22 protein-coding genes, 1 tRNA gene and 1 pseudogene are annotated in these 24,914 nt (G+C 68.6%); 9 read left to right on the forward strand and 15 right to left on the reverse strand.

Annotation, left to right across the window (positions count from 1 at the left end):
- The first annotated feature begins 5 nt into the window (after positions 1–5).
- Both hisN and SNAS_RS25685 read left to right on the forward strand, forming a co-directional pair.
- On the forward strand, positions 6–806 hold the full coding sequence (gene hisN, locus SNAS_RS25680; protein WP_013020400.1) for a histidinol-phosphatase: 801 nt from the start codon (positions 6–8) through the stop codon (positions 804–806).
- A 180-nt stretch (positions 807–986) separates the two neighbouring features.
- Complete coding sequence (locus SNAS_RS25685) at positions 987–1,919, forward strand: hypothetical protein (RefSeq protein WP_425281056.1); 933 nt, start codon at positions 987–989, stop codon at positions 1,917–1,919.
- Between the two features lie 4 nt (positions 1,920–1,923).
- On the opposite strand, the gene SNAS_RS25690 is transcribed toward SNAS_RS25685, so the two are convergent.
- The gene (locus SNAS_RS25690; protein ID WP_013020402.1) at positions 1,924–2,202 is read right to left on the reverse strand and encodes a DUF1876 domain-containing protein; all 279 of its coding nucleotides are present in this window, start codon (positions 2,200–2,202) and stop codon (positions 1,924–1,926) included.
- Positions 2,203–2,412: 210 nt separating this feature from the next.
- Here SNAS_RS25690 and SNAS_RS33270 point away from each other — a divergent pair, with 210 nt between their 5' ends.
- The 4 genes from SNAS_RS33270 to SNAS_RS25710 all read left to right on the forward strand — a co-directional run bounded on the left by SNAS_RS33270 (position 2,413) and on the right by SNAS_RS25710 (position 5,068).
- A complete protein-coding gene (locus tag SNAS_RS33270; protein ID WP_052305142.1) occupies positions 2,413–3,237 on the forward strand; it encodes a hypothetical protein in 825 nt (274 codons plus the stop codon).
- Between the two features lie 84 nt (positions 3,238–3,321).
- Positions 3,322–4,161, forward strand: coding sequence for an endonuclease/exonuclease/phosphatase family protein (locus SNAS_RS25700; RefSeq protein ID WP_041625177.1), 840 nt, complete (start codon positions 3,322–3,324; stop codon positions 4,159–4,161).
- A 42-nt stretch (positions 4,162–4,203) separates the two neighbouring features.
- Positions 4,204–4,923, forward strand: a complete 720-nt coding sequence (locus SNAS_RS25705; RefSeq protein WP_013020405.1) for a M50 family metallopeptidase — start codon at positions 4,204–4,206, stop codon at positions 4,921–4,923.
- A 71-nt stretch (positions 4,924–4,994) separates the two neighbouring features.
- Positions 4,995–5,068, forward strand: a tRNA-Met gene (locus SNAS_RS25710).
- A 209-nt stretch (positions 5,069–5,277) separates the two neighbouring features.
- Here SNAS_RS25710 and purU read toward each other — a convergent pair.
- From purU to SNAS_RS25730, 4 genes are all read right to left on the reverse strand, one after another.
- Positions 5,278–6,123: a formyltetrahydrofolate deformylase gene (purU, locus tag SNAS_RS25715; protein WP_013020406.1), complete on the reverse strand. Its 846-nt coding sequence runs from the start codon at positions 6,121–6,123 to the stop codon at positions 5,278–5,280.
- Between the two features lie 64 nt (positions 6,124–6,187).
- Entirely contained in the window at positions 6,188–7,432 is a 1,245-nt protein-coding gene (locus tag SNAS_RS25720) for a sigma-70 family RNA polymerase sigma factor (protein ID WP_041625178.1), read from the reverse strand.
- Positions 7,429–7,797: a YciI family protein gene (locus tag SNAS_RS25725; RefSeq protein WP_013020408.1), complete on the reverse strand. Its 369-nt coding sequence runs from the start codon at positions 7,795–7,797 to the stop codon at positions 7,429–7,431. Before SNAS_RS25725 ends, SNAS_RS25720 begins: the two co-directional genes overlap by 4 nt.
- Positions 7,798–7,898: 101 nt before the next feature.
- The gene (locus SNAS_RS25730) at positions 7,899–8,240 is read right to left on the reverse strand and encodes a YciI family protein (protein ID WP_013020409.1); all 342 of its coding nucleotides are present in this window, start codon (positions 8,238–8,240) and stop codon (positions 7,899–7,901) included.
- Between the two features lie 148 nt (positions 8,241–8,388).
- On the opposite strand from SNAS_RS25730, the pseudogene SNAS_RS37810 reads away from it, so the two are divergent.
- A pseudogene (locus tag SNAS_RS37810) lies at positions 8,389–8,901 on the forward strand (dihydrofolate reductase family protein); the annotation flags it as partial.
- A gap of 137 nt (positions 8,902–9,038) precedes the next feature.
- Here SNAS_RS37810 and SNAS_RS36980 read toward each other — a convergent pair.
- From SNAS_RS36980 to SNAS_RS33285, 4 genes are all read right to left on the reverse strand, one after another.
- Complete coding sequence (locus SNAS_RS36980; RefSeq protein WP_013020411.1) at positions 9,039–9,836, reverse strand: FHA domain-containing protein; 798 nt, start codon at positions 9,834–9,836, stop codon at positions 9,039–9,041.
- Between the two features lie 76 nt (positions 9,837–9,912).
- Positions 9,913–11,976, reverse strand: coding sequence for a WD40 repeat domain-containing serine/threonine protein kinase (locus SNAS_RS33275; protein WP_013020412.1), 2,064 nt, complete (start codon positions 11,974–11,976; stop codon positions 9,913–9,915).
- On the reverse strand, positions 11,973–13,826 hold the full coding sequence (locus SNAS_RS33280) for a WD40 repeat domain-containing serine/threonine protein kinase (protein WP_052305143.1): 1,854 nt from the start codon (positions 13,824–13,826) through the stop codon (positions 11,973–11,975). Before SNAS_RS33280 ends, SNAS_RS33275 begins: the two co-directional genes overlap by 4 nt.
- 107 nt (positions 13,827–13,933) lie before the next feature.
- Positions 13,934–15,049, reverse strand: a complete 1,116-nt coding sequence (locus tag SNAS_RS33285) for a hypothetical protein (RefSeq protein WP_013020414.1) — start codon at positions 15,047–15,049, stop codon at positions 13,934–13,936.
- A gap of 242 nt (positions 15,050–15,291) precedes the next feature.
- Between SNAS_RS33285 and SNAS_RS25760 the strand changes: the two genes are divergently transcribed.
- Positions 15,292–15,705 (forward strand): Rid family hydrolase, encoded by a 414-nt coding sequence (locus tag SNAS_RS25760; protein ID WP_013020415.1) that lies wholly within the window; start codon positions 15,292–15,294, stop codon positions 15,703–15,705.
- A 7-nt stretch (positions 15,706–15,712) separates the two neighbouring features.
- On the opposite strand, the gene narI is transcribed toward SNAS_RS25760, so the two are convergent.
- Genes narI through SNAS_RS25780 form a run of 4 tightly spaced genes read right to left on the reverse strand, consistent with a single transcriptional unit; the run spans position 15,713 to position 22,438 of the window.
- On the reverse strand, positions 15,713–16,447 hold the full coding sequence (gene narI, locus SNAS_RS25765) for a respiratory nitrate reductase subunit gamma (protein ID WP_013020416.1): 735 nt from the start codon (positions 16,445–16,447) through the stop codon (positions 15,713–15,715).
- Positions 16,444–17,109, reverse strand: a complete 666-nt coding sequence (gene narJ / locus SNAS_RS25770) for a nitrate reductase molybdenum cofactor assembly chaperone (protein WP_013020417.1) — start codon at positions 17,107–17,109, stop codon at positions 16,444–16,446. The genes narI and narJ overlap by 4 nt, the downstream gene beginning before the upstream one ends.
- A complete protein-coding gene (gene narH / locus SNAS_RS25775) occupies positions 17,106–18,788 on the reverse strand; it encodes a nitrate reductase subunit beta (protein WP_013020418.1) in 1,683 nt (560 codons plus the stop codon). Before narH ends, narJ begins: the two co-directional genes overlap by 4 nt.
- Positions 18,788–22,438 carry a nitrate reductase subunit alpha gene (locus tag SNAS_RS25780; protein WP_013020419.1) on the reverse strand — a complete coding sequence of 1,217 codons (3,651 nt, stop codon included), beginning with the start codon at positions 22,436–22,438 and terminating at the stop codon, positions 18,788–18,790. The genes narH and SNAS_RS25780 overlap by 1 nt, the downstream gene beginning before the upstream one ends.
- 188 nt (positions 22,439–22,626) lie before the next feature.
- On the opposite strand from SNAS_RS25780, the gene SNAS_RS25785 reads away from it, so the two are divergent.
- Positions 22,627–23,838: an MFS transporter gene (locus SNAS_RS25785; protein WP_013020420.1), complete on the forward strand. Its 1,212-nt coding sequence runs from the start codon at positions 22,627–22,629 to the stop codon at positions 23,836–23,838.
- Between the two features lie 10 nt (positions 23,839–23,848).
- On the opposite strand, the gene SNAS_RS33290 is transcribed toward SNAS_RS25785, so the two are convergent.
- Positions 23,849–24,415 (reverse strand): hypothetical protein, encoded by a 567-nt coding sequence (locus tag SNAS_RS33290; RefSeq protein WP_169313920.1) that lies wholly within the window; start codon positions 24,413–24,415, stop codon positions 23,849–23,851.
- Complete coding sequence (locus SNAS_RS33295; protein WP_052305145.1) at positions 24,322–24,816, reverse strand: hypothetical protein; 495 nt, start codon at positions 24,814–24,816, stop codon at positions 24,322–24,324. The genes SNAS_RS33290 and SNAS_RS33295 overlap by 94 nt, the downstream gene beginning before the upstream one ends.
- Between the last annotated feature and the right edge of the window lie 98 nt (positions 24,817–24,914).

Here is a 24,914-nt window from a genome sequence, read left to right on the forward strand (position 1 = left end):
CGCGCATGTCCTCCTACGCCGATGACCTCGGACTCGCCCACATGCTCGCCGACTCGGCCGACTCGATCTCCGCCGAGCGGTTCCGGTCGCTGGACCTGCGGGTGGAGCACAAGCCGGACATGTCGCACGTGACCGACGCCGACACCGCCATCGAGAAGGCGCTGCGGTCCACTTTGGCGCGTGCCCGGCCCCGGGACGGTGTCGTCGGTGAGGAGTTCGGCGAGGAACACGGTTCCGGGGGCCGCCGGTGGGTCATCGACCCGATCGACGGGACCGCGAACTTCGTGCGCGGCGTCCCGGTGTGGGCGACGCTCATCGCGCTGTTCGAGGGCAGCCAGCCCGTCGTCGGCGTCGTGTCGGCCCCGGTGGTGGGCCGTCGCTGGTGGGCCGCCAAGGGCACCGGGGCCTTCGCCGGACGGCACCGCAACCGCGCCCAGCGCATTCAGGTGTCCGGGGTGCGGCGGCTGGCCAACGCGTCGATCAGCTATTCGAGCCTGCCCAGCTGGTTCGAGTACGACCGCGGCCCGCAGATGGTGGACCTGCTGCGGGGCGCCTGGCGCTCACGCGCCTACGGCGACTTCTACAGCTACGTGCTGGTCGCCGAGGGCGCCGTGGACGTGGCGATGGAGCCCGAGGTGAACCTGTGGGACCTGGCGCCGCTGTCGGTCATCGTCACCGAGGCCGGGGGCACCTTCACCGATCTGGACGGCAATCCGGGCCCGTCCGGCGGCTCGGCGATCGCCAGCAACGGCCTGTTGCACGACGCGGTACGCGAGGCCCTGCGCCCTACCTCGAACGAATGGTAGGCGCTGTCATACGTGTGAGGGTCGACTCCGTGTTTGCCGTCCCGCCTGTCTGAAGTAGCGAAAGCGGATTAGGCTCACAGGGTGAATGAGTATCCGTCCCCACTTCGCGGCGCCGGACGCCGCGACAGGGTGCGGTGAGCGGTTATGGCACTGGCTTTGGGCTGGATCTTCCTCGGCACGATGGTGATCTCCTACGGGGTCGCCAACTTCCTTCAGGCGGTGGCGACCGGCCGGGAGCAGCGGCACGAATCCCTCAACCCCCGGCTGCTGTTGAAGCTGGCGTCGCAGAAGACCTACCTGACCGGCATCGCGTTCCAGATCCTCGGCTTCCTGCTGGCGATCGCCGCGCGTGCCGACCTGCCGCTGTTCCTGGTGCAGGCGGCGGTGGCCGCCGGGCTGGGTGTCACGGCCGTGCTCGGTGTGGTGCTGCTGAAGTGGCGGCTGCCCAAGGCCGAGATCGCGCTCCTCATCGGACTGAGCCTGGGCATCGTCATGCTCGTCATCTCGGCCAAGCCCTCGGCCTCCAAGGACCTCGACCTGGTCGCGATCCTGGCGCTGGCGGGCAGCTGGGTGCTCATCGCGGTCGCGGGCTGGTTCACCGCCCGCAAGCTGCACGGCGTCCCCGGTTCGGTGGCGCTGGGCGCGCTGGCGGGCCTGTCCTTCGGCGCCGCCGCCGTGGCCTCGCGGCCGCTGGCCAGCGCCGTGGGCGTCACCGGACTGCTGTCCGACCCGCTGCTCTACGTCATCATCGTGCAGTCGCTGACCGGTCAGCTGCTGCTGGCGCTGGCGATGCAGCGCGGCAGCGCCACCGCCGCGGTGGCCGCGATGGACGCCGCCTTCGCGGTACCGGCGGCGGCGGTGGGACTGCTGTTGCTGGGCGACCAGATCCGTCCGAACCTGGAGTGGCTGGCGGCCACCGGATTCCTCGTCACCCTGGGAACGGTGCTGGCCCTGACCCGCTACGCGCAGCCGCAGCAGCACACCGCGGCGATCGCGCGGTGGCGGAGCCGCCCGTCGGAGCTTGAGGCCTCAGTGGACGTTCACGCGTCGGATCTGTTCCCGCCCACCGACGACGGCGCGCCGGATCCGATGCGCGAACCCAGCAACCGTTGAGAAGTCACGGAACCGGGTCGCCCCGGCGCACGTTCATCTCGATCTCGGTGGCCGCGTAGTCCAGCAGCGAGTGCGTCAGTTGCGACAGCGCCCTCGCGCAGGCGACCTCCTCTCCGATCCGGGCCACCGGCCGGTCGCCGGGATTGCGGCGGGCGCGTCCGGTGCCCTTGAGTTCCCTGCCCGTCGGCGCGGTCAGGGTCGCGGTGGCGATGGTGGAGTCGGGATTCTCCTCGAAGTCGATCGTCACGTTCCAGCTGGTCTTCAGCATGGGCATCGTGGTCATGACAGCCTCCTCACGTTGGGCGGTCCCCCTCATTGTGCGCCCTGGCGGGCGATCGAGTAAAGCTCCCCCGAAGATCCGATGCCGGACATGAAGACAACGAGAAAACTTTCGGCTGTGGCTTGTATCACGCGTGATTGCTGACTACGCTTGTGCAATAAGGAGACTGTTGTAACTCTCCCCCAACCAAATACAGAGCTATCCACATAGGACGTGACGCTCGTGGCCGAATACGCACCAGAGGCCCTCAAGTGGCTCGCCAGAGAGATCATCAAGGCGATTCCGTCCGCTGAGTTGTCCGGAATTGTGGGGGATCCCGCCCACACTTACGGGTACCACCGGTGTCGTAACAAGCTCCCATCCAGCGACTACAGTGTCCAGACGAAGCCCGACCGGGAAGGGGACGGCGACGCCGCTTCCGCCCTCGACATGAAGTTCAACGCCGAGTGGATGAAGAAGATCACCCGGCGCCTACTCGACTCCGCCAAGGATCAGAACGACCCACGGCTGAACTACATGCGCGAGTTCTTTGGCACTTTGGACGGTAAGAAGGTCACCGGGTGGGATACCTATTACGGTAAACCGGTAACCAGCGACGACTCTCACTTGTGGCATATTCATATGTCCATATTGCGCAAGTACTGTACGTCCAAAGACAAAATGGCGAACATTCTTTCCGTCATTAAAGGAGAAGACGACATGGATCTTGGAGATCGGGTAAAGGTCGCCGACTGGATCAACGACAGGTGGGACGATGTCGGCGATTCCATTTCCGTCCGCACCGCTCTGGGCTCCAGCTACGGCCACGCCCGCAGCGCCAAGGACGGCATCTACGACAAGGTCATCCCGATGCTGGAGAAGCTGACCGCGGCGCGGGAAGGCGGCGCGGCGGCACTCAGCAACGAGGACCTGAAGCAGAAGCTCACCGAGTCCCTCACCGACTCCCTGGGTGACAAGTTCGAGGACCTCGACGGCGACGACCTCGCCGAAGCCGTCGAGAAGGCCGTCGACAAGGCGCTGGACTCGCTCAACAGCTGACCGCCTCCCGTACAAGGCCCGTGATCCGTCCGCCACGGGCCTTCAACCTTTCGCCACCACACTGCCCACCACGCCCCAGGAGTCCTGGTGAAACGCTTGTTGCCCACGCTGTTGCTGCTCGCCGCGTTCACGTTCACGGTTACCCCCGCGCAGGCCCACGACCGGCCGACGACGCTGCGGGTCGCCACCTACAACATCCACGCGGGTGCCGGAAGCGACAACGTGTTCGACGTCGATCGCACCGCCGAGGCCATCGCGTCCCTCGACGCCTCGGTGATCTCGCTGCAGGAGGTCGACGTGCACTGGCACTCCCGCAGCCAGTGGCGCGACCTGGCCACCGAACTGGCCACCACACTGGACATGCACATCTTCTTCGGCCCGATCTACAGCCTGGACCCGACCACGCCGGGCGCCCCGCGGCGCGAGTTCGGCAACGCCATCCTGTCCAGTTACCCCATAGTGGACGCGAAGAACCACGAGATCACCCGGCTGTCCACACAGGTCCCCAACCCGGTGCCCGAGCCCATGCCCGGCTTCCCCGAGGTCGAGATCGACGTCAACGGCACCCCGGTGCACGTGTACTCCACCCACCTCGACTACCGCCCCGACCCGGCGGTGCGACAGGCCCAGGTCGCCGACATGCGCCGCATCATGCGCTGCGACCACGGCGAACCCCAGCTGCTGCTCGGCGACTTCAACGCCCCGCCGGAGGCACCCGAGCTGCGACCGCTGTGGCGCAAGCTGTCCGACGTGTGGGCCAAGTCCGGACAACCCGACCCGGGCTACACCTACCCGGCCTCCGCCCCGGACCGCCGCATCGACTACATAGCCGCATCGAAACGTTTCAAAGTCAAGTCGGCCGCCACACCCACCACCCTGGCCTCCGACCACCTCCCCGTCGTCGCCGAGCTCACCCTGCGCTGAATCGGATAGGCTCGCCACTTCCCGAAGCTAAGGAGCTCGTCAGTGGATGCGCTTGTCGACGCGTGGGAACACCTGTTCTCCACCGCCAAAACCATCCCCGCCTGGATAGCCATCGCCACCGGGGTGGCCGCCGTGGTCGTCGTCCTGGTCAGTGGCACCTGGCGCCTGTCCCGCAACGTCATCACCATCGCCCACGAAGGCGGCCACGCCGCCGTGGCGATCCTGACCGGCCGCAGCCTGCACGGCATCCGCCTGCACTCCGACACCTCCGGCCTCACCTACACCAGAGGCAGCCGCGGCGGCCCCAGCGCCATCCTCACCCTCCTGGCGGGCTACCTCACCCCGGCGGTCATCGGCCTGCTCTCCGCCTGGCTCATCTGGGTGGGAAAGATCGTCCTGCTCCTGTGGGTCATGATCGTCCTCCTGGTCGCCATGGCGATCTTCATCCGCAACCTCTACGGCGTCTTCGCCATTGTGGTCGTCGGCTTCGCCATGTTCGCCATCGCCTGGTGGGCCTCCCCCGAATTCCAGTCCACCCTCGCCTACGCGGGCGCCTGGTTCCTCCTCTTCGGATCTGTCCGTCCAGTGTGGGAAATCTGGCTCCAGCGATCCCGTGGCCAGCAACGAAACTCCGACCCCGACCAACTGGCCCAACTAACCCGGGTCCCCGCCACCCTGTGGCTCCTACTCTTCGCACTGTTCAATGTAGGCGCTCTGGCCCTGGGCTTCCGGCTCCTGTTCCCCGACGCCCTCACCTGGTGACGGCAAACACCCCACCCCCCGGTTGCGAGCCGGACAACCCGTCAGTTACAGTTGCACTTGCGTAAAAACGACGCGGGGTAGAGCAGTTCGGTAGCTCGTCGGGCTCATAACCCGAAGGTCGCTGGTTCAAATCCGGCCCCCGCTACAAAGATGAGAGATCCCTGTCTGGCTTCGCCAGACAGGGATCTTTTTCGCATTGCTTCATGGCTCCCTTCGGTCGCCGGGTGGGGGAGTCTGGCGAGCTTGCGAGCCAGACCATTAGCCCAGCGCCACCCCACACCCCCCGGCGAGGGGGCGAAGCCCCCTCGCGCTCCCCCAACCGGGCTGGGTAACTGGGCGGGCTTGGCTTCGGGGTCAGCGGAAGACGACGGTGCGGTGGCCGTTGAGGAGGACGCGGTGGTCCAGGTGCCAGGACAGGGCGCGTGCCAGGACGGTGCTCTCCAGATCGCGTCCGGTGGCGATGAGGCGCGACGGGGCCATGGCGTGGTCGACGCGGGCGGTCTCCTGCTCGATGATGGGGCCCTCGTCGAGTTCGGCGGTGACGTAGTGGGCGGTGGCGCCGATGAGTTTCACGCCGCGTTCGTAGGCCTGGTGGTAGGGCTGGGCGCCTTTGAAGCTGGGCAGGAACGAGTGGTGGATGTTGATGATCTGGCCGGGGAGTTTGGCGCAGAAGTCGTCGGTGAGGATCTGCATGTAGCGGGCCAGGACGACGACGTCGATGCGGTCGGCGGCGATGAGGTCGAGCAGGCGCTGTTCCTGGTTGGCGCGGGTGTCGGGGGTCAGGGGGAGGTGGTGGAACGGGACTTTGGACGATTCGGTGAGCTCGGCCCAGTCGAGGTGGTTGGACGCGACCGCGGTCAGTTCGCCCCGTAGGGCGCCGGAGCGGAAGCGGTAGAGGAGGTCGTTGAGGCAGTGGCCTTGTTTGGAGGCGAGGATCAGGACCCGGGGTTTGACGGCGAGGTCGTGGAGTTGCCAGTCCATATTGTATGGTGCGGCGGTGGGGCCGAAGTCGGCGCGCAGTTGGTCGACGGTGGTGTGGGCGTGGAACTGGACGCGCATGAAGAAGCGTCCACTGCCGGGATCGGAGAACTGCTGGCTGTCGCTGATGTTGCCGTCGCGGTCGGCCAGAAAGCCCGCGACCGCGTAGACGATGCCGACCTTGTCGGGACACGAGAGGGTCAATACGAATTCACGGCTCACCCGGGGAATTATCGGCCACGGGGAAGGTTGGCCGGTAGTCAGGGAGCGACTATTGGTAGCCGGGTCACGATTCGGGCAGCTTGTCGGCCCGCCAGCGCAGGTAGTCCTGTTCGGGGAGGCTCGTGGTGAGGGTGGCGGCGGCGAGGTAGGCGGCGCGGGCGGCGGCGGGGTCACCGTCCATTTCGTAGAGATGCGCGCGGACGGCCTCCAGGCGGTGGTGCCGGGCCATGCGGGGGTCGTCGTCGAGGCGGGACAACAGTTCCAGCCCGGCCCGGGGTCCGTCCACCATGGCCACGGCGACGGCCTGGTTGAGGGTGACCATGGGGCCGGGGGCCAGGTTGTCCAGGACGGCGTACAGCGCGACGATCTGGGGCCAGTCGGTGGCTTCGGTGCTGGGGGCCTCGTCGTGGATGGCGGCGATCGCGGCCTGGACCTGGTAGGGGCCAGGGGGCGCGGTGGCCAGCGCGTGGCTGATGAGGTCGACGCCTTCGGCGATGGATCGCCGGTCCCAGCGGGAGCGGTCCTGGTCGGCGAGTGGGACGAGGTCGCCGGTGGCGGTGTTGCGGGCGTCGCGGCGGGCGTCGGTCAGCAGCATCAGGGCCAGCAGGCCGGTGACCTCGCCGTCGTCGGGCAGCAGTCGGTGGACGGCTCGGGTGAGGCGGATGGCCTCGTTCGACAGTTCCGCGCGTCGCAGGTTGGGGCCGGAGGTGGCGGTGTAGCCCTCGTTGAAGATCAGGTAGAGGACGTGCAGCACGGCGCCCAGTTTCGCGGCCCGCTCGGGTGCCGGTGGCATTTGGAAGGGCAGCCCGGACGCCTTGACCTGTTGTTTGGCGCGGCTGATGCGTTGGGCCATGGTCGCTTCGGGGACCAGGAAGGCGTGGGCGATCTCGGCGGTGGTCAGACCGCCGACCGCGCGCAGGGTCAGGGCGATCTGGGACGCGGCCGTCAGCGAGGGGTGGCAGCACATGAACAGCAGGATCAGGGTGTCGTCCGCGTTGGTGTCGGGGGCGTCGGCGGCGGGGGCCTGGGTGTCCTCGGGGAGCTGGCGGGCCGCGACGGTGTCCTCGCGGCGGCGGCGGGCCTCGTCGCTGCGCAGCTGGTCGGTGAGCCGGCGGGAGGCGACGGTGATGAGCCAGGCGCGCGGGTTGTCGGGGAGGCCGTCGGTGGGCCAGCGGGTGGCGGCGGTCAGCAGCGCCTCCTGGACGGCGTCCTCGCTCTCGTCGAAGTGGCCGTAGCGGCGGACCAACGCGCCGAGGACCTGCGGCGCGGCCTCGCGCAGCAGGTCCTCGATGGTCGGCGGTGCTGTCAGTTATCGCTCCCGAAGAAGAAGATGACCGGCCGCACCTCGACTCCCATACCGTCGATGTTGGCGTCGGGGATCGTGGCGGCCAGTTCGTGGGCGCGCTCCTGGCTGGCGCATTCGAGGAGATAGTAGCCGCCCAAGAACTCCTTGGACTCGATGTACGGTCCGTCGGTGACGACCTTGGCGCCGTCGCGCACCCGCACCACGGCGCTTTCGGTCGGCTGCGCCAGCGCGACGCTGTCGACGAGTTCGCCGGAGGCGCGCACGGCGTCGATGAACCGCTGGTGGCCGTCGCCGATCTCCTTCATCTGGTCCTCGTTGAGCTTGCTCAGCACGGCGGGGTTGTTGTGCATGATCAGCAGGTATTTCATGGTCGGTTCTCCTTGTGTCGTCGTGCCCCGTGTGGGCCTTTCGCCGGTACGTCGGTGCTGGCGGGCGGTGCTCTACATGATTCGCCGTAATGTGTTGACCGTCACATTTCCAGTCCGGCCTCGTCCATGAGCGGCCGGACCTCCACGGTGCGGCGCGCGGGCCACGGCGCCTCGGCGGCTATCCGTACCGCCCGCTCGAATGATTCGCATTCCACCTCGAAGCATCCGACGAGCCGTCGTCCGGCGCCGGTGGATCCGCCGGACCGGACTTCGGTGTCGCCGTGGCCGACCCGCACGGTACGGGTCAGGCACGCGTCGGCCAGCAGCCGCCCGCTCACCCATTCGCCGGTGACGGTCAGGCGTCGTCGCCATTCGTCGCGGTGGACGGATCGGGTGGGCCGGTCGGGTTCGGCGTTGTCGTAGATCAACAGCATGAAACGCATGGCAGTGCCTCCTGTCACCCGGTACGTCGGTTCCGGCGAAAAAACTTCGACATCGCTGCTAAGAAAATGTCGAGGACCGCCCGGCGGTCTCGACGTCCCCTGCGAAGCGCGCCTGACCGCAGGCGCCGTCGAAGGACAGGAGCACACCATGACGATCGTTACCGCCGACCTGGCGATCACGCTGGATGGTTACATCACCGGGCCGAACGTGCGCGCCGCCGACAATCCCGTCGGGGACGGCGCCGAGAAGTTGTTCGGCGCGATCCACAGCCTGGCGAGCTGGCGGGAACGGCAGCATCTGACCGGCGGCGAGCACAACCTGGACTCGGCGCTGATGCGCGACTGGTTCGACACCACCGGCGCGGTGGTGATGGGACGGACCATGTTCGACACCGGCGAGGTGCCGTGGGGCGAGGACCCACCGTTCCGGTGCCCGGTGTTCGTGCTGACCCACCGCGGCCGGGACCGGGTCGAGAAGAAGGGCGGCACCTCGTACACCTTCGTCACCGACGGTGTCCACAGTGCCCTGGAGCAGGCCAGAGCCGTCGCGGGAGACCGGAACGTCGACGTCGCCGGTGGCGCCGACGCGGTGCGGCAGTTCATCCGGGCACGGCTGCTCGACGAGCTGCACCTGCACGTGGTTCCGGCGCTGATGGGCAGCGGCACCCGGCTGCTGGACGAACTGGGCGAGGACCTGCCCGAGCTGGAGACCCTGCACGTGTTGCCGGGAACCCATGCGGCGCACCTGAAGTACCGGTTGCGGAAGTTAGGGGGCCGAGGACCTGGGCTGATCGGAGTTCAGCCCAGGTCCTCCCCCAGCAGTTCCAGGTCCATCGGAAGCAGATTGGCGGTTTCCAGCAGGACCTGGATCAGGTTGTGGTTGAGCGTGTTGCCCACCGGCTCGCCGACGCCGTCCTCGCGCAGGATGCCGGGAATCGGGTTCTCGCCACCGGCCAGTCGTTCCCGGATGACGCTGACCCGGTGGGCGACTCCTTTGGACGTCCACTGTCGTTCGGGGGCGGCCCGGTTGAGGTCGTCGGCGACCTGGTTCCACGACACCGGTTGCGGATACCGCTCGCCGCGCAGGTATCGCTGTGCCAGTGCGGTCAGCACCAGCCGTTCGACGTGGTCGAAGTCGTAGGTGATGGGCGGCGCGGTGGCCACGTTCGGGGCGCCGGTCGCGTAGTGCTGGCCGGATCCGGTCACCTGGATCTCCAGCAGGTGGGACTTGCGTTTCGACGTGCCGATGAACACCGGCGTGTAGCCGGGTTCCAGGGGCAGCGAGTACCCGGACAGCAGCATCGCCTCGCCGGGCAGCCGGATCGGCAGTTTGCCGTCGTTGCGCAGCCACCATTCCTTGCCGTGGCAGATCAGCTTGCCGTGCTGGCGGCTGACGTGGGTGTCGTCGACGCCGACGGGGACGTGCACGTCCTCGGCGTTACGTCCGAAGTGGATCGTGAATTTCCGGGGCGGTGAGGCGAATCCGCCGGTGGCGGCGAGCACGAAGATGCTGCCCGGCGGGGCCGGGGGCACCTCGCTGGCGAGGCTGCGCATGGACGACGGCAGGAACCTGGGTCGAAACTCCTGCTCTGTCACGTGGCTTTCCTCTCTTACATACCGGGAACCGTAAGACTAGGCCAAATCGGCCGGGACCCCTCCCGGAGCCGTCGCCTCACACGTGCCACAGGTTGACGCTGTACTCGTCGCCGTTGGAGCCGTCTCCGGCCAGCGCCGCGACGGTCTTCCCGTCGCGGCTGTACCCGACCTGGTGAACGGGCAGGTATCCGGTGGTCAGGGTGCGGGGCTTACCGGTGCCTTTCACCGGCCACAGCCGGACATCGGAGATGCCGGTGACCAGGGTCCGGCTGTCGGGGCTGAACGCCATGTTCTTGAAAGCGTCCATCACAAACTGGCCGTCGAGTTCCAGAGTCCTGATCTTGTCGCCGCTTGTCAGATCCCACAGGTGGACGATCCTCACGCCGTCGTCGCTGGCGAGGATCTTTCCGTCGGGGCTCACCAACCCCGCGCCACCGCTTCTGCTGATGACGCGGACCTTGTCACCGCTGGCCACGTCCCACATGACCACTCCGCTCATGCTGTCGGTGATGAGGTTCCTGCCGTCCGGCGTGAACACGGCCCTGCCGCCGAACTCCTTGCTGATGGTGCGGACCTTCTTCCCGGTGGCCGCGCTCCACAGGAAAGTGCCGCTGTTCGAGCTGGTGACGACCAGTTCGCTGTCGGGGCTGAACTCCATGCCCTGCGCGGCATCCCGGTTCAACTCACCGATCCGCTCGCCACGGTCGACATCGAACAGTTCGACCCCCTTGCCGTCGCCTATGCCGTCGCCCTCGCTCCCAGGCCCGGTGATGACGGCTTTGCCGTTCGGGCTGAAGTACAGCTCCAACGCCTCGTTGTTGACCTCGAGTTCGGCTATCTCGTCACCATCGCGCGCGTCCCACACGCGGACGGGATAGGTTCCGGCGCCGAGTCGCGTCCCGTCTTCGCTGAAGGTCACGCAATAAGCGTTGCCACCCCTGAACTCTCGGACCGTCTTGCCGGTGCGGACGTCCCACAGCCTGATTCCGGCGCTGCCGGTGGTGGCGATGGTCCCGCCGTCGGGCGCGAAGGCGAAGCCGTGGATGAGGTCTTCGCCGCCGTCGGTCGCGATGACGACGTCGGCTCCCGGATCGCCGACCCCGGCGATCTTCGGCCACAGCAGCGCCGCCGTGGCGGCGGTCGCCCCGACCCCCGCCACGGCCAGTCCTCCGAACAGCACCGAACGCCGCGACAGCAGTCCCCGCGACGGCGGCACCGCTTCGGCCACGTGGACGATCTCGGTTTCGGGGACTTCCGTCGCCGGGACGGCGGCCCTGGCGACGGCGTGGCCGAGGTCGCGCTCGTCCGGGGGCACGGTGTCGGCTTCGGACAGTGCCGGGTCGGCGGTCAGTTCCGTCACGACGTCGTCGAGTCCGGGCCGGTGGAGCGGGTTCTTGGCCAGGCACGCGGCGACGAGGTGCCGCAGGCTGTCGGGCACCCCCTCCAGCCGGGGTGCCTCGCTGGTGATCCGGTGGACGATCGCGGGTATGCCGGTGGCGTCGAACGGCCCCTCGCCCGTGGCGGCGAAGGCCAGCAGGCAGCCGAGGGCGAACACGTCGCTGGCCGGGGTCGCGGTGTCGGCGACCACCTGTTCCGGTGACATGTACGCGTAGGTGCCGATGACGGTTCCGACGGCGGTGAGGGTGCTGGCGTCCACGGCCCGGGCGATCCCGAAGTCGATGATGCGGGGGCCTTCCTCGGCCATGATCACGTTGGCGGGCTTGAGATCGCGGTGGACGAGTCCACAACGGTGTATCTCGGCAAGGCCCCGGGCCAGGCCACGCCCGAGCGCCCGCAGCTGCCCGAGCCGCAGCGGCCCCCGCTCGGCCACGACCTGCCCCAGCGACGGTCCGGGAATGTACTCGCACACCAGCCACGGCGGGTCGGCCGCCGCGTCGGCGTCGAGCACGGACGCGGTGTGGACGCCGCTCACCATTCGCGCGGCGTCCACCTCGCGGGCGAACCGGGTCCGGAACTCGGGGTTCTTGGCCAGGGCCGGTTTCAGGACCTTGACCGCGACCCGGCGGCCCGGTTCGGTGACGGCGAGGTAGACCTGTCCCATGCCGCCCGACCCCAGCCGCGCCTCGATCCGGTAGCCGCCGATGTCCCGAGGATCGTTGTGCCGCAGTACTTGTGTCATGTAAGCCTCCACAGTCTGTCGCCGGCGATGACGGTCGTTCCGTCGCCGCTGATCGCCAGCGCGCTGGGGTGTTCGGGGCCGCCGGTGAGGGTGGTGAGGTGTTCGCCGGTGCTGACCTTCCACAGTCGAACCGTTCCGTCGACGCTGCCGCTGGCGAGCGTTTCCTGAGCGTTGTCGAAGGCCACTCCGTAGACGGGGCCGGAGTGTCCCTTGAGGATGCCGACCGAGCTACCCGCCGCCGGATCCCAGAGCCTGACGGTCTTGTCCTTGCTGGCGCTGGCCACGTATCCCATGTCTCGGCTGGCGGCGACATTCAGGACGTCGTCGGTGTGTCCGGCGAGTACGGCGAGCCGCTTACCGGTATCCATGTTCCAGATCCGAAGGGCGCTGTCCTTGCCCTCGGCCGCGGCGCTGATCGCGATCGGCGTGTTGTTCCCGCCGGTGTTGAGCAGTGTGGTCGCCACCGAGGTGACCCTTCCGGTGTGTCCGGTGAGGACCTGGGCGCCGGAGGACGCGTTGTTGTGCCACAGCCGGACTTCACCGTTGTCCAGGCCGCTGGCGAGATTCGTGCTGCTGTCGTAGGCGACGCCGGTGACCGCGTGGTTCCCGATCTCGTTGACCTGTTCCAGGAGGCCGCCTTCCAGGTCCCACATTCGGACCGTGCCGTCCCGGCCACCACTGATCAGGAGGTTCTGGTCCTCGGGGTCCCAACACAGCGACGTCACACCGTCGGTGTGGCCGGTGTACTTGCCGACCTGCTCTCCGTTGGGGACATTCCACAGCCGGATCGACTTGTCGGCACCGCCGGTGGCGATCGTCTTGTCGTCAACGGAGAAGATCGCCGCCGCGATGCCGCCCTTGTGTCCGGACAGCGTGGCGTACGGCTTGGAATCGGTGCCGTCCGCTGTGGAATTCCACCGCAGCAGGATCGTCGGCACCGCGACGACGGCGGTTGCCACAATCCCGGCACCGCCGACGATCAGGCCGCGACGGCTGACTCCGCGCGGCCGCTCGACGGGGCGCGATTCCACTCTGGTGGCTTCGAGGGTCGTCGCGTCGAGGTCGCCGGACAACACGCTCGCGACGACCGCGGGGCTGGGCCGGGCGGCGGGGTCCTTGGCCAGGCAATCGCCGATCAACCGTCGCAGGTCGCGGGGAACCCCGTCGAGATCCGGTGTCTGGCTGAGGATGCGGTGCACGATCACCGGGATAGTACTGGCGTCGAAGGGGCTCCTGCCGGTCGCGGCGAAGACCAGCACGCTGCCCAATGTGAACACGTCACTGGCGGGGCCGGACTGGTCCGCGCGGATCTGTTCGGGGGACGTGAAGGCGTAGGTTCCCACGACCGCGCCGGTTCCGGTCAGGGTGCTGGCGTCCGCGGCCTGGGCGACACCGAAGTCGATGATCCGGGGACCGTCGGCGGCCATGATCACGTTGCCGGGCTTGAGATCCCGGTGCACCAGTCCGTGGGAGTGGATGGCCGTGAGCCCTTCGGCGAGCGCGGCGCCCAGCTGTCGCAACGCCGCCGCGTCCAGGACGCCGTCGTCGCGCACCAGCTCATGCAGCGTCGGGCCCGGGACGTACTCGGTGGCCAGCCACGGCGACTCGGCCTCGGGGTCGGCGTCGACGACCCGCACCGTGTGGCGTCCGCTGACCCGTTTGGCGGCGGCGATTTCCCGGGCGAAGCGCTCGCGGTACACGGCGCTGTCGGCCAGGTCCGGGTTCAGCAGTTTCACCGCGACCTTGCCGCCGTCCGGCGAAACCCCCAGGAACACCTCTCCCATGCCACCGGCGCCCAGCGATGCCGTCAGGCGGTACGGGCCGACCTGGGCCGGTCGCAGTTCATCCATCACGCGCGGAAGTCTCCGCCAGCCTGGCCGGGACCGGTCCCGAAGCGGCGGCACGGAAAGCGCCCCCGAACCGCGACGGTTCGGGGGCGCCATCGGTTTCGTGTCGGTCAGCCGTCGACATCGCCTCCCAGCCTGCGGGCGCGGTTGGCGACGCGGTACAGGATCAGTGCCGCTCCACCGGCGGTCAGCAGGATCGTGCCGATCAGCAACAGCATTCCGAGCGAGTTTCCGGTGATCGCCAGACCGTCCCGGTCGGACGAACCCTGTGGCGCGAACTCCTCCAGCGTCGGCTCTGTCGGCGGATGCATCGTCACCGGTGGTGTGTCCTCGTCGTCGGGCGGCTCCTCGTCGTCCGGCGGCGGTGGCTCTTCCTCACACGGTGGTTCGCGTCCGTCATCGCACGGCGGGGGTGGTTCCTCCTCGCACGGCGGTTCCCGGCCGTCGTCACACGGCGGCGGCGGTTCTTCCTCGCATGGCGGGTTCGAACCGTCCTCACACGGCGGGGGCGGAACACTGGTGCCCGGGCACGCGTGGGTCAGGTTGAACTGGTCCTGCGGGGTGCTGCCGGTGATGACGGCGGTCGCTCCGGTCAGGGTCCAGCCCGCGTTGGCCAGCACGTAGGCGAACTTGCCGTCGTGGCCTTCGACGACGGTGCCGGCGATGGTGCCGTCCTCGGCGAAGGTCGCCGAGACAGAGACGAACGCGGCATCGTTGCCGGGCAGGACGAACACCCAGCCGTCCTGGCCCTCGGGCGCCATACCGCCCGGAATGTGGTCGCAGTTCGGGGGCCCGAAGTCGGCCGCGGTGGTGCCGACGTTGCCCGGGTTGATCGGGATCTCGCTCTCGCCCTCTTCGAGCTCGGCCTCGGCTTCTTCAGCCTCCTTGGCCTCGTCCGTCTCTTCGGCCGCTTCGGTCTCCTCGGTCTCGGTCGCCGGTTCGATCACCTCGGGTTCCTCGACGACCTCGGGCTCCTCCACCGGAGCCGGTTCTTCGACGATCTCGGGTTCCTCGACGGGAAGCTCGGGCACGGGCTCCTCGACGACTTCAGGGGCGGGCTCCACCTCCGGCTCCACCACCGGATCGTCCGCCTCGGCCTGCGAGACCGGGTGGTCCTTCTTCTCCTTCTTGTCCTCGCCGGGATCGGCCCACGCCGCCGACGGGAACGCGAAAACCGCGACGACCACCCCGACTGCTATCAGGCTGCGCGGCAGGGATTTTCGCATGACCCCTCCAAAAATTGTGATTTACGGATTCAAATCAGTGAGTTACCGCACCGATCCGCTGAGTCTCGTTCGGATCTGCCAGGCGGGCGCAGGGTCGAAAGTCCCCGCCGACGGTGCCGTTCAACCCTGAACCATCACGGCACTGACCAGGGACTTCACCGGTTTCTGTTGCCGCGCAAGCAATACGGCGGCATTTGCGAAAACACGTGGCGCATGCGTATGCGACGGGCCAGACTGCTGCCATGACGACCGATTCCGTTCGCAACTTCAGCACCGACGACCTGCACCCCACCGGCGGGTACGAGCACGTCACGATCGTCGAGCCCGGCCGCTACGCCAACCTCGCCGGACAGTGCCCCGTCGACGCTGACGAGAAGGTCGTCGGCCTCGGCGACATCGACCGGCAGATCGACCAGGTCGCGGCCAACGCGTTGGCCGCGATCACCGCCGCCGGGGCCCGTCCCGAGGACGTGGTCCGCTCGGTGGTCTACGTCGTCAGCGCCGACAGCGCCGTCGTGGGCGCCGCCTGGCACCGCTTCGCCGAGAACACGGTGCTGGCGCCCGCGTTCAAGGCCGCGAGCACCGTGCTCGGGGTGACGGCGCTGGGGTATTCCGGCCAGCTGGTCGAGCTGGATCTGACGGTGCGGCTGTCGTGACGGGGGCTCACCAACCGCGCCGGATCGGCCGCAGGTTGCGGCGGCTGGCGGCGGCGCGGCTGCGGTAGACGATGTAGGGCCGAAACGGGTAGCCGACCGGGGCGCTGAAGGCGTGCACCAGCCGGGTGAACGGGAACAGCGCGAACAGGGCCATGCCGATGACGACGTGGATCTTGAACGCCATCGAGGCGGCCGACATGGCGGCCACGTCGGGGTTGAGGATCCAGATGCTGCGGAACCACACCGAGACGGTCTGGCGGTAGTCGACCTCGGGCACGTCACGGATACTGTCGATGGTGGACAGGAGCGTCGTGGCGAGTCCGGCGACGATCGCGGCCACCAGGACCAGGTACATGACCTTGTCGTTCACGGTGGTGGCGGAGAAGACCGGACCGACGGTACGGCGGCGCCAGATCAGCAGCGCGATGCCGCCCAGCGTGGCGACCCCGGCCAGCGCACCCAGCGACAGCGCGGCGAGGTGGTAGGTCTCGTCGGTGACGCCCACGGCACGGGTCCAGCTCTCGGGAATCAGCAGGCCGACGACGTGGCCGACGATGACCAGCAGGATTCCGAAGTGGAATATCGGGCTGGCGACGCGCAGCAACCGGGACTCGTACAGCTGCGAGGAGCGGGTGGTCCAGCCGAAGCGGTCGTAGCGGTGGCGCCAGATCGTGCCGCCGATGAGGGTCAGCAGCACCAGGTACGGGGCCACGCCCCACAGCATGTGGTCGAGGAGGGTCATCGTCGGGCTCCCAGCGTTGGCATTCCGAGCATGGTGCGATCGCCGCTCGCGGGCGAGCCGGGCGTCGGATAGCCGCCCAGTCCGACGTCCTCGGCGGGCGGGCCGGACGCGGCCAGTTGCCGGGCCAGCGCCAGGTCGGCCCGCGACGCGGGCGGCAGCGACGCGCGAACCGCGTCCACGACGTCGGCGTAACGCGTCCCATGCTCGCGCAACGCGGCGCTCAACAGCTCCAGCGCGGGCTGGAACCGGTTGAGCAGCCCCACTCCCAGCTCGGCGTCGCCGCGAGCGGCGAACTCCAGCATCACGGCCAAGTGATCCGGCAGCTCCCCAGCGGCCGGTGCCCAACCGCGCGAGGCGTAGACCTGCTTGATGTCGGACAGCGCGTGGCCCCGACGGCGGGTGTCGCCGTCGGTGTAGAACGTCAGATGCAGGGTGCGGCGGCGCTTCAGATCGAAGGTGTCCACATAGTGCGCGCCGAGTTCCAGCGGCGGGACGGACTGCGCGTGGTCGCAGAACCGCTCCAGTTGCGGCGCACCGGTCCGGCCCTTCAACTCGGCGACGGCCTGCCGGATGAGCGGCAAGCGTTCGAAGAAGCCCGCGTCGGGATAGGCCAACAGCAGCGCGGCGGCCTGACGGACGACGGTCTCGGACGGGACGGTCACGGGGCCTCCTCGCCGGGTTCGGTGGGCTTGCTCGGGAACATGCCCTCGGGTCGGCCGTTGCCGTCCCAGTTGAGCAGGTTGACCCGCCCCGCCAGGTCGCCCCGCGCGTCGCTGGTCTGACGGTCGCGCAACGCGTGGAAGTTCTCCACAGTAGCCGGTGGATTGATCCCCGACATCTCCCCGAACGGCCCGGACCCGCCCATGCCGGGCCCGCCGTCGAAGTCGAGGCTGCACCCCAACTCCTCGATCACACCCCGATCGGCATCATCAGTCCCGTACGCGGTGGGAATGACATACCGGTCGTCGTACTTGGCCAAGGCCAGCAACCGGTACAACTCCTCCAGATCCTCACCGGAGCAACCCACCGACGCCGCGATCGACTCGTCCTGCTCCTCCCCAAGGTTGACCCGCCGCATGTGAGAGCGCATAGCCGCGAGCTTGCGCAGCGTCGCGGTGACCGGCTCCGGGTCACCGGCGGTGAACAACTCCGCGAGGTACTCCACCGGAATGCGCAGCGATTCGATGGCCCCGAACAGGTTCCCCGCGTCCTCGCCATCGTGCCCGGTGGACGTCAGCGTGTCCACAACCGGCGACAGCGGCGGGATGTACCAGACCATCGGCATGGTGCGGTATTCCGGATGCAGCGGCAGCGCCACCCGGTGCCGTTTCGCCAATGTGTACACCGGCGAGCGACTGGCCGCGTCGATCCAGCGATCCGGGATGCCATCCCGGCGCGCAGCGCGCCGCACCTGCTCGTCGTCGGGGTCGAGGAACACGTCCAGCTGCGCCTCGTACAGATCGCGTTCGTCCTCAACGGCCGCCGCGGCGCCGACCTTCTCGACGTCGTAGAGGATGACGCCCAGATACCGCAGCCGTCCCACGCAGGTCTCCGAGCACACCGTCGGCATGCCGACCTCGACGCGCGGGTAACACAGCGTGCACTTCTCGGCCTTGCCCGTCTTGTGGTTGAAGTAGACCTTCTTGTATGGACACCCGGTGACGCACATCCGCCAGCCCCGGCACGCGTCCTGGTCCACCAGCACGATCCCGTCCTCGCTGCGTTTGTACATCGCACCGGACGGGCAGCTGGCCACACAGGACGGGTTGAGGCAGTGTTCGCAGATGCGCGGCAGGTAGAACATGAAGGTCTGCTCGAAGTCGAACTTGACCTTCTCTCCCAACTTTCGGACGATCGGGTCGGCCGAGCCGAGTTCTTCGCCTCCGGCTAGGTCGTCGTCCCAGTTGGCGCTCCAGGTGATGTTCATCGGTTCGCCGCTGATGAGGGATCGCGGCCGGGCCACCGGGATGTCGTCACCGAGCGGGGCGGTGATCAGGTTCTCGTAGTCGTAGGTCCACGGCTCGTAATAGTCCTGTATGGACGGCAGCTTCGGGTTGGCGAAGATCGACGCCAGCTTCTTCCACCGGCCCCCGGCGCGCAGCTTGAGCCGTCCGTTGCGGCCCCGCCGCCAGCCGCCCTGCCAGCGTTCCTGGTCCTGGTAGCCGCGCGGATAGCCCTGGCCGGGCCGGGTCTCGACGTTGTTGAACCACACGTATTCGACGCCGCCGCGGTTGGTCCACGCCTGTTTGCAGGTCACCGAGCAGGTGTGGCAGCCGATGCACTTGTCGAGGTTCATGACCATGGCGACCTGCGCCATGACTCGTCCGATCTCGGCTGCCATCAGTACCTCACCTCACTGGTTCGTTTGCGAACCACGGTGACCTCGTCGCGCTGGTTGCCGGTGGGTCCGATGTAGTTGAACGCGTAGGACTGCTGCGCGTAGCCGCCGATCAGGTGGGTGGGTTTGACCAACAGCCGGGTCAGCGAGTTGTGGATACCGCCGCGTCGCCCGGTGGTCTCGGTCTTGGGGACGTCGATGAGCCGTTCCTGCGCGTGGTACATGTAGACGGTTCCGGTCGGCATCCGGTGGGAGACAACGGCTCGGGCGGCGACGACACCGTTGCGGTTGACGGCCTCGACCCAGTCGTTGTCGGCCACGCCGATCGAGGCCGCGTCGGCGGGACTCATCCAGATCGTCGGGCCGCCGCGCGACAGCGTCAGCATCATCAGGTTGTCCTGGTACTCCGAATGGATCGACCACTTCGAATGCGGCGTCAGATACCGGACGGTGACCTCGCGTCCATTGGGGCCGATCGCGGGTTCGCCGAACAGTTCGGTCATGTTGAGCGGCGGCCGGTACACCGGCAGCGCTTCCCCGAAGTCGCGCATCCAGTCATGGTCCAGGTAGAAGTGCTGGCGGCCGGTGAGGGTGTGCCAGGGTTTGTCGTTCTCGACGTTGATGGTGAACGGCGAGTACCGGCGGTCGACGGCCTCCTTGCCGGACCATTCCGGGCTGGCGCCCACCGGGGTGGGGCGGGCCTTGGTGTCGGCGAACACGACCCGGCGTTCGCCAGCGGCGTCGATCAGTGCGGAGAAGTCGGTGCCGGTGCGTTCGGCCAGTCGCCGAAACCCTTGGGCGGCAAGGCGTCCGTTGCTGGTTCCCGACAGCGCCAGTATCGCCTCGCAGACCTTGACGTCGGTGTCGAGCAGCGGACGGCTGTCGGCGACGCCGCCGTGGGCGGTGCCGTTGCGGGTGGCCAGCCAGCCGATCTCGGCGTCGGGGGTGAACGCCACGCCCTTGACCGGCAGCCCCTTGGACTCGGCCAGCGGCCCGAGTGCGGCCAGTTTCGCCGCCACCGCCGGATAGTCGCGTTCCACGGTGATGATGGCGGGCATGGTCTGGCCCGGGATCGGGGTGCGGCCGTCGTGTTTCCAGTCCGGGACGGTACCGCCGGGCTGGGCTAGTTCGCCGGGGGTGTCGTGCTGGTGCGGCGCGGCCACCAGGTCGGTGACGACGCCGAGGTGGCGCTCGGCCAGGGCGCTGAACTCGCGGGCCAACGCGTGGAAGATCTCGAAGTCGGTGCGCGACTGCCACGGCGGGTCGGTGGCCGGGGAGAACGCGTGCACGAACGGGTGCATGTCGGTGGTGGACAGGTCGTGCTTCTCGTACCAGGTGGCGGCGGGCAGTACCAGGTCCGACAGGATAGTGGTGCTGGTCATCCGGAAGTCCAGCGACAGCAACAGGTCCAGCTTGCCGCGCGGTCCCTCGTCTCGCCAGTCCACTTCGGCGGGACGATGCTCGGGACCGGCCTCGGTGGCCTGGACGCCGTGGTCGGTGCCCAGCAGGTGGCCCAGGAAGTACTCGTTTCCCTTGGCCGAGGAGCCCAGCAGGTTGGCCCGCCACACGGTCAGCACCCGGGGCCAGTTGGCGGGGGCGTCGGGGTCCTCGGCGGCGAACCGCAGCTTCCCCTGCGCGAGTTGGGATGCGACGTAGCCACCCGGGTCGTCCCCGGCCTCGGCGCCCAGTTCGATCGGGTTGCGGTCGAAGGTCGGGTAGGACGGCATCCAGCCCATCCGCGCCGAGGCCGCGACCAGATCGGCGGTGTGCCGTCCACTCAGGCCACCGGTGTGCAGAGGGGACAGGAGTGCGTCGGCCGAGTAGGTGTCGTAGCGCCACTGGTCGGTGTGGAGGTACCAGTACGGTGTCGCGGCCATGAACCTCGGCGGCCGCGACCAGTCCATCGCGGAGGCGTATGCGGCCCAGCCGGTCTGGGTGCGGCACTTCTCCTGGCCGACGTAGTGGGCCCAACCGCCGCCGTTGACGCCCTGGCAGCCGGTCAGCAGCAGCGGCGTCAGGAACGCCCGGTACATGGTGTCGCCGTGGAACCACTGGTTGGTGCCCGCGCCCAGGACGATCATGCACCGGCCGCCGGAGGCGGCGGCGGTCCGGGCGAACTCGCGGGCGATGCGGGCGGCCTTGTCCGCCGGTACCGAGGTGATCTCCTGCTGCCAGGCCGGGGTGTACGGCTGCGACGCGTCCTCGTAGCCGGACGGCCAGCGGCCCGGCAGTCCGTCCCGGAACACCCCGTACTGGGCCAGCAGCAGGTCGAACACGGTGGTGACGAGCCGGTTTCCGATGCGGCGCACCGGAACGCCGCGCTCCAGGTAGGTTCCCTGCTCGTCGAAGCGCGGCAGCCGGACCGCGGCCGTCTCGCCTTCGGGCTCCCACAGGCTCAACCGGGGCCGGTGCTCGCCGAGGTCGAGGTTCCAGCGCCCGGTTCCGGCCTCGCCCCACCGGTGGCCGATGGTCCCGTTGGGACACACGGGCCGGTCGTCGGCCTCGTCCAGGAACACCGGTTTCCATTCGGCGGCGGTCTCGTGACTCTGGCCCAGCCGCGCGGCGGTGAGGAACTTGCCCGGCGTCAGGTAGCCATCCTGTTCGGATAGTTCAATAAGGAACGGCAGGTCGGTGTACTTGCGGACGTAGGCGTCGAAGGCTTCGACGGTGTCGTCGACGAAGTTCTCCTTGAGGATCACGTGCCCCATGGCCATGGCCAGCGCGCCGTCGGTGCCCGGGTGCGGCGCCAGCCATTCGTCGGCGAACTTGGTGGCGTCGTTGTAGTCGGGCGCGACCACCACGACCTTCTGACCGCGATAGCGGGCCTCGGCCATCCAGTGCGCGTCCGGGGTGCGGGTCACCGGCACGTTGGAGCCCCACAGCATCAGGTAGGCCGCGTCCCACCAGTCGGCGGACTCCGGCACGTCGGTCTGGTCGCCGAACACCTGCGGCGACGCCACCGGCAGGTCGGCGTACCAGTCGTAGAACGACAGCATCGAACCGCCGAGCAGGTTCACGAACCGGGCGCCGACGCCGTGCGAGACCTGCGACATCGCCGGGATCGGCGAGAAGCCCGCGATCCGGTCGGGCCCATAGCTTTTGATGGTGTGGACGTGCGCGGCGGCGGCGATCTCCAGCGCCTCGTCCCACTCGATGCGCACCAGGCCGCCCTTGCCGCGCGCCGACTGGTAGCGGTGGCGTTTGGCCGGGTCGGTGGTGATCTCGGCCCAGGCCGCGACGGGGTCGCCCAGCCGGGCGCGGGCCTCGCGGTACATCTCGACCAGCACGCCGCGCCCGTACGGGTAGCGCACCCGGGTCGGCGAGTAGGTGTACCAGGAGAACGCGGCACCCCGGGGGCAGCCGCGCGGCTCGTATTCGGGCCGGTCGGGGCCCACCGACGGGTAGTCGGTCGCCTGGGTCTCCCAGGTGATGATGCCGTCCTTGACGTAGACGTTCCAGGAGCAGGAGCCGGTGCAGTTGACGCCGTGCGTGGAGCGCACCACCTTGTCGTGGCTCCACCGGTCCCGGTAGAACACGTCGCCGTCGCGGCCACCGGTCTTGAACTGGGCCCGCAGGTCCTCAGTGACCGGTGTCCGGTTCAAGTGGACACCGAGTTTGAGCAAAGTATCGCCAGCGTCAGCCAATATTCTCACCTATGTCGACGTTTGATGTTCGTCCCAGCAAACTCGTTCGCCGCTGTGCCCGTTTAGGGCCACAGGTCCCTCAGACTTATGAGGTTTGTCTATCAGTCGACCGGTGTGTGCCGATGCAGAATTCGTCGAAAACCCGGCACGAGTCCGGACGACGTCATTAGGGTAACCCGGAGCCGGGAGTGAGATCAATGTCCATGATGAACAGTAAGACAAGCGCGATCAACGGCCACACCACCGCGCGACCGGGCGCGGGCACCAACCTGGCACTGGCGACGGTGGCGTTCGCGGTGACGTTCTGGGCCTGGAACCTGGTCGGTCCACTGTCTAAGACATACACCGACGCGCTCGACCTGACGCCGACGCAGACGTCCATTCTGGTGGCGTTTCCGGTGCTGGTCGGTTCGCTGGGCCGCATCCCCGTCGGCGTGCTGACCGACCGCTACGGCGGCCGGATGATGTTCACCGTCATCTGCTTCGTCAGCATCATCCCGACGCTGCTGGTGGGGCTGTCGCACGGTTCGTTCACGGGACTGCTGCTGTGGGGGTTCTTCCTGGGTATCGCCGGGACCTCGTTCGCGGTCGGCATCCCGTTCGCCAACGCCTGGTTCCCGCCGACGCGGCGCGGCTTCGCCACCGGCGTGTTCGGCGCGGGCATGGGCGGCACCGCGCTGTCGGCTTTCCTGACGCCGCAACTGGTCTCGGCCTTCGGGCTGCTGCGCACCCACCTGGTGATGTGCGCGGCGCTGGCCGTCATGGGCGCGGTCATGTGGCTGTTCGCCCGCGACAGCCCCGACTGGCGGCCCAGCACCGAGGCGGCACTGCCCCGGATCCGTGACGCACTCAAGATCAAGGCCACCTGGCAGCTGTCGCTGCTCTACGCGGTGGCCTTCGGTGGTTTCGTGGCCTTCTCCACCTACCTGCCGACGCTGTTGACCATCTCCTACGAGTTCGTCCAGACCGACGCGGGCATGCGCGCCGCCGGGTTCTCGCTGGCGGCCGTCGTGGCCCGCCCGGTCGGCGGCATGCTGTCCGACCGGATCGGGCCGGTCAAGGTCTGTCTGGCCTCGTTCTTCGGCGCGACCGGCATGGCGGTGGTGCTGTCGTTCCATCCGCCCGCCGAGATCCCGGCCGGGACGTCGTTCGTGCTGATGGCCGTGGCGCTGGGGCTGGGAACCGGCGGCGTGTTCGCACTGGTCGCCAAGCTCGTCGAACCGGCCCGGGTCGGCACCGTCACCGGCCTGGTCGGTGCCGCGGGTGGCCTGGGCGGCTACTTCCCGCCGCTGTTGATGGGCGTCATCTACCAGGCCACCGGCGACTACGTCATCGGCTTCTGGCTGCTGGCCGTCACCGCGCTCCTGGTGGGGCTGTTCACGATGCGGGTGTTCCGGCAGGTGCGCTGAGGCCGCGCCCTCAGCTGGCCAGCCGCGGCGTCAGCGGGGTGGGTGAGGTCTTCGGGTCGGGTCGACCGACGCGCAGCACCAGCAGTGGGTACCCGACACCGGACAGCAGTCCCCGCAACCGTTCCCGGGCGATGTCGATCTCGATGACGTCGCTGAACGGGACCACCGACAGGCCCAGTCCGGTCGCGGTGATCCAGGCGCTGGCCAGCGCCTCCCCGCCCCGCAGCCACGCGGCCGGGTCGTCGGTGTCGGCGAACAGGATCACGAAGCTGGCCAGGTCGTCGCCCTCGTCCGGGTCATAGGATCCGCCGACGTCGGCGGTGCCGTCGAACCGGGGCGGCAGCAGGTAACGCGAGCCGTGCCGGGGAATCGCCGAGCCCGGGACCCCCGCGGCGTTGCGTCGCCCACCGACCCACTGCGTTCGTTCCGCGTCCCGGGACGGGTCGTTCCGGTCCAGATCACGGGCCGACTGGGCGGCGAGGCTCAGCGGCAGGAAGTCCTCCTGCCGCACCAAATGCAGGTGGGCGGCCTCGGTCTCGACGGCCGCTCGCAGCCGTTCCAGCTGCCAGGCCGCCACCGAGCCCCCGGCGGGCGTCCGCCGGTCGGTGCGACCACCAGCGCCTTCCGCAGTCGATCCTGGTGGCGGCGGACGTCGTCGATCGGTTCACCGACGGTGACGCGGGCGAGCAGATCCCGGTCCCCGAAGGGCGACGACCGCGCCACCTCCGCCTGATGTCCATTGGCCGCGACCGCCAACCGCGCGTAGTAGAGCGAGGCCCCGCAGCTGAGGATGGACAGTCGTCCCGACGGGTCGGCGGCGGGCAGCCGCCGGGTGCGGTCGAAGCGCAGCGTCAGCCCGGTGGGGCCGAGCGCCCACTTCCAGGGCTGGGTGTTGTGGACGGAGGGTGCGTACCGCGCGACGCTGGCCGCCTCGCCCAGGACGGCGCTGCCGGTCGCGGCGTGTGTATGGGTCTCCACGAGGCAATTCTCGGCACTGACGTCCCGATCCGGCAGGGCCGAATTCCCCGGAGGAAATAGACCGGGAACTACCTGGGCGGCGGCGTCAAGGTCCTTCG

Source organism: Stackebrandtia nassauensis DSM 44728 (genome assembly GCF_000024545.1).
GTDB classification, from domain to species: Bacteria; Actinomycetota; Actinomycetes; order Mycobacteriales; family Micromonosporaceae; genus Stackebrandtia; species Stackebrandtia nassauensis.